The sequence below is a fragment of the Caloramator sp. ALD01 genome (assembly GCF_000472625.1).
Classification (GTDB): domain Bacteria; phylum Bacillota; class Clostridia; order Clostridiales; family Caloramatoraceae; genus Thermobrachium; species Thermobrachium proteoclasticum.
The window spans coordinates 1-4,560 of sequence record NZ_AXAA01000056.1 but is presented as its reverse complement, the minus strand read 5'-3'; the positions used below and the strand labels follow the sequence as shown (position 1 = coordinate 4,560).

Sequence of the window (4,560 nt, the reverse complement as noted above, 5' to 3'; positions counted from 1 at the left end):
CGAGCCGAGCGGCCATCAGGACGATGGCATCGCGAGGGTAGGACTTTTTCAAACAAAGAAAAGCTTAGAATTGATTAGCGAAATGAACGAATGCCAAGAAATCCTTCATGGGGCTTAAATATTAATCTCCAAAGCTTATTCCTATTGAACGTGCAACTTGAACAAGTTCGCTATTTGGATCAACATTTTTGGTTTTACCAATTACATTTTCAAGTGAATCATATGTAATAGTATCACCCTTTAGACACACCATATTTCCAAACTTCTCTTGATGTATAAGTTCAACTGCTGCAACTCCATATCTTGTTGAAAGTATTCTATCAAAGGTTGAAGTATTTCCTCCCCTTTGAATATGTCCAAGTACAGTACATCTTATTTCATTGCTCTTTATTAGTTTCTCTAAATCGCTTGCAAGCTTATTTCCAATACCTCCAAGTCTTACTGGATCTGGGCTGTCTTCAACTATTTTACTAATTACTACACTACCATCCTTTGGTTTTGCTCCCTCTGCAATAACTATAATGCTAAAGGGCTTTCCTTGTGCCTTTCTCTGTTCAACCTTTTCAACCACCTTTTCAATGCTGTAGGGTATTTCTGGTATTAAAATAACATCTGCAGAACCAGCAATACCAGAATATAGAGCAATCCATCCTGCATTTCTACCCATTACCTCAAGAATCATTATTCTGTGGTGTGATTCTGCTGTTGTATGAAGTCTATCAAGTGCGTCTGTTGCGACATCAATAGCAGAATAGAAACCAAAGGTTAAATCTGTTGAATATAGGTCATTGTCTATTGTTTTTGGTATACCAATAACCTTAACTCCCTTTCTTGCAAAGTCGCGTGCACTTGTTAGTGTTCCATCTCCTCCTATTACAACAAGCACATCTACATTTTCCTTTTTTAGATTTTCAACTGCAACGTCTGAAACATCCTTCTTTACTATCTTACCATTTTCTTCAACAGCATAATCAAACAAGTTGTCCTTATTTGAACTATAAAGAATGGTTCCACCCTTATGTAGTATTCCTGAAACAGTATCTAATGTTAATGGAATAAAATCATTTTTATAAAGTCCCCTATAACCATATTTATACCCAATAACCTCATAACCATACTTTAAAATAGCTGTTCTTGTTACTGCGCGAATTACAGCGTTAAGACCAGGACAATCCCCACCGCCTGTTAAAATAGCTATTTTCTTTGTTGCCATATAAACCCCTCCAATTTAATTAATTAAATAAAGACCCTATTAATTAAATTATAGTATCAAATAAAGGTTAAAATAAATAATATTCAGAATATTAAAAAGTTATTTTTATTTAACAAAAAAAGTATTTTTGAATATAAACATACAAAGCTTCACCTAATTCCCTGAATATATAAGTGCTATTTGGTTAAATTAATAGTAACAGAACAAAACAGGAGGTGAAAAGAATGAATACAACAGGTAAAAATCAAAAGGTTGTACCAGAAGCAAAGAAAGCACTTAACCAATTCAAATATGAAGTAGCTAATGAAGTAGGTGTTAAGGTTCCAGATGGAGGTTACTGGGGAAATATGACTTCTAAGGAATGTGGAACAGTAGGTGGCTACATGGTTAAGAAGATGGTTGAGGCTTACGAGAGAAATCTTGCTGGTAAGTAATAACCTAAAAAACAAACAAAAAAAGGGAGTATCTTCGGATGCTCCCTTTTTTATAGAAAAATTAACTACAGAAGTTGCTGCCTTTTAAAAGTAGGAGTCAATCATTATTACATATTAAATATTAGTTTGTGAAGATATTTTTATGTAAAACTTGTATATACAAAGTTTTATAAGGAATATTTTCTTTATTTAAGTTAAAAAATATTATGTTATTTTTTATAAGTACAACTATTTATAAAGTGAATATATTATATAAGGGGGGGATTAGTATGAAAATATGCATAGATGCAGGTCACGGTGGGTCAGATACTGGTGCTGTAGGGCCAAACTATTTAAGGGAAAAGGATGTTAATTTAAATGTAGCCCTATTTTTAGGAGACATATTAAAGTTAAATGGAATAGAAGTTGTTTATACAAGAACAACCGATACAAGGCTTGGAAACAATAGTAATGAAAGCTTATCAAGAAGAGTAAAAATTGCAAATGAAAGTGGGGCAGATTATTTTATAAGCATACATTGTAATGCTGCAGATAATAGAAGTGCAAATGGTACTGAAGTATATATTTATGATGAAAAAAGTAAGGCTAAAGATATGGCTGAAAAAATTTTAAATCTAATTGCAACAACAATGGGATTTAGAAACAGAGGAGTAAAAACAGCAAACTTTTATGTTTTAAAATATACTAAAATGCCTGCTTGTTTGGTTGAAATGGCATTTATTAGTAATCCTAATGAAGAGAAAATACTTGCAGATGAAAAAAACCAAAGGAAAATAGCCCTGTGCATTGCAAAGGGTATCGGTGAAGCTGTAGGAATTAATATAATTGAATATAAGAAGGGAAGAGTAAATGCTAAGGAAGGATTAAATGTAAGAAAAGGTCCATCTACAAAATTTCCTATTGTGAGAGTTTTAAAATATAAAGAAGAGATAAAGATTTATTCAGTTGAGGATGGATGGTATAGGATAGATGATGGATGGGTTTATGCACAATATGTAGATTTAATATAGAAGGTGGCAAAATTGCCACCTTTATACTGCTTCAATTGTGAAGGAGATTGTTCTTTCCTTTGGCTTATCAGAGTATTTTTCCCTTAAGAACTTTTCTGCAACCTGAGGGAAAAGTAGGTAGGATAAAACATCTTCATCCGTTTTTGCAAATTCCTTTATATCTTCCTTTGTCTTTTCAAATACAGGTTCAAGCGTATCTGCAAATCTTATTGTTAGTGGTTTTTCATCACCTAAAACTTTTTTTATTAATTCTTCATTTATTGTACCTGGTGCCTTTCCATACTCACCCTTTATATATGCCTTAACTTCCTTTAAAACTATCTTATACCTTTCTCCTTGAAGAACATTAAGGGCAGCCTGTGTTCCTACCATTTGACTCATTGGAGTAACAAGTGGTGGATAACCTAAATCTTCACGCACTCTTGGTACTTCTGATAGAACTTCATCAAGCTTATGAAGTGCCCTTTGTTCTTTAAGCTGTGATATAAGGTTTGAGAGCATTCCTCCAGGTACCTGATAAACAAGTGCATCAGTATCAGTTCCAAGTACAAAAGGGTTTAGCTGTCCTGATTCTACATATTTATCTTTAACCTTTTTAAAGTGGTCATTTATTTCCTTTAATGTTTTTTCATTAAGTCCTGTTTCATATCCGAGATCCTTTAAAGCATAGTGGATTGATTCGGTTGCAGGCTGGCTTGTTCCACCAGAAAAGGAGCTAATTGCAGTATCTATACAGTCAACACCAGCCTCAACAGCCTTAAGGTAAGTCATTGGTGCAAGGCCTGTTGTACTGTGGGTATGAAGTACAATAGGTAGGTTAACAGTCCTTTTAAGAGCAGATACAAGCTCATAGGCATCCTTTGGACCCATTATTCCTGCCATATCCTTAATACATATAGAATGAACCCCCATTGATTCTAATTCCTTTGCAAGTTTTATGTAGTTTTCTGTATTATGAATTGGGCTTATAGTGTATGCTATTGTTCCCTGTGCGTGTCCACCTTGTTTTATTACTTCATCTACACAAACCTCGATGTTTCTAAAATCATTAAGTGCGTCGAATATTCTTATTATATCTATACCATTATATATTGCCCTTTTAACAAATTCTCTAACAACGTCATCTGGATAGTGTTTATATCCTAAAAGATTTTGTCCACGAAGAAGCATTTGTAGCTTTGTATTTTTGACTCTCTTTCTTATATTTCTTAGTCTTTCCCAAGGGTCTTCATTTAGGAATCTAAGACAAGAATCAAAAGTTGCACCACCCCAAGCCTCTAAAGAATAATATCCTGCAGAATCTAATAGTTCAAGTGCAGCTTCAAATTCTTTATAAGAAAGTCTTGTTGCAATTAAAGATTGATTGGCATCCCTAAGTATAGTTTCTGTTATGTTAACTCGCACATTCCCCACTCCTTTTTATATGATATATATATTATACAATAAATTATCAATAATATCAAAAAAATGAAGGATAAATTTCATAATTAATGAAATAAATTTAGTAATTAAAATATTTTGGATATATTGAAAAAATATACAAAAATGTGTATACTTAAAATAACAACAAAATAAATTCTTTTAAAGAGGCCGACTCTTTAAAAAAAAGGGGTTGAGTCGGTATGAAGAACTTGCGGATAAAAATTGATAAACTAAAGGAGTTGTTGGAGAGGAAACTAAAAGAAAATGACTATGCAACAAATGAAGAAATAGTAAAAATAAGCCAACAATTAGATGAGTATATAGTAATATATCAGAAAAAATATCAAAATAAAAAGGTAGTATAGGGGATTACCCCTATTTTTTTGCAGTTGACAAAAAAAAACGATGGTACTATAATCAAAATAGAATATGCACCTGTAGCTCAGCAGGATAGAGCAACGGTTTCCTAAACCGTGTGTCG

5 protein-coding genes are annotated in these 4,560 nt (G+C 32.9%); 3 read left to right on the top strand and 2 right to left on the bottom strand.

Annotated elements, in window-relative coordinates:
* Positions 1–121: 121 nt before the first annotated feature.
* A complete protein-coding gene (locus tag A3M9_RS0112025; RefSeq protein ID WP_035166674.1) occupies positions 122–1,213 on the bottom strand; it encodes a 6-phosphofructokinase in 1,092 nt (363 codons plus the stop codon).
* A gap of 224 nt (positions 1,214–1,437) precedes the next feature.
* On the opposite strand from A3M9_RS0112025, the gene A3M9_RS0112020 reads away from it, so the two are divergent.
* Positions 1,438–1,647, top strand: a complete 210-nt coding sequence (locus tag A3M9_RS0112020) for an alpha/beta-type small acid-soluble spore protein (RefSeq protein ID WP_027309403.1) — start codon at positions 1,438–1,440, stop codon at positions 1,645–1,647.
* A gap of 269 nt (positions 1,648–1,916) precedes the next feature.
* Complete coding sequence (locus A3M9_RS13935) at positions 1,917–2,657, top strand: N-acetylmuramoyl-L-alanine amidase (RefSeq protein WP_051350734.1); 741 nt, start codon at positions 1,917–1,919, stop codon at positions 2,655–2,657.
* A 21-nt stretch (positions 2,658–2,678) separates the two neighbouring features.
* Here the strand turns inward: A3M9_RS13935 and A3M9_RS0112010 are convergent, their stop codons facing one another.
* Entirely contained in the window at positions 2,679–4,061 is a 1,383-nt protein-coding gene (locus A3M9_RS0112010; RefSeq protein ID WP_051350733.1) for an oxaloacetate decarboxylase subunit alpha, read from the bottom strand.
* A gap of 218 nt (positions 4,062–4,279) precedes the next feature.
* On the opposite strand from A3M9_RS0112010, the gene A3M9_RS14530 reads away from it, so the two are divergent.
* Positions 4,280–4,444, top strand: a complete 165-nt coding sequence (locus A3M9_RS14530) for an aspartyl-phosphate phosphatase Spo0E family protein (protein WP_084424780.1) — start codon at positions 4,280–4,282, stop codon at positions 4,442–4,444.
* The last annotated feature ends 116 nt before the right edge of the window (positions 4,445–4,560 follow it).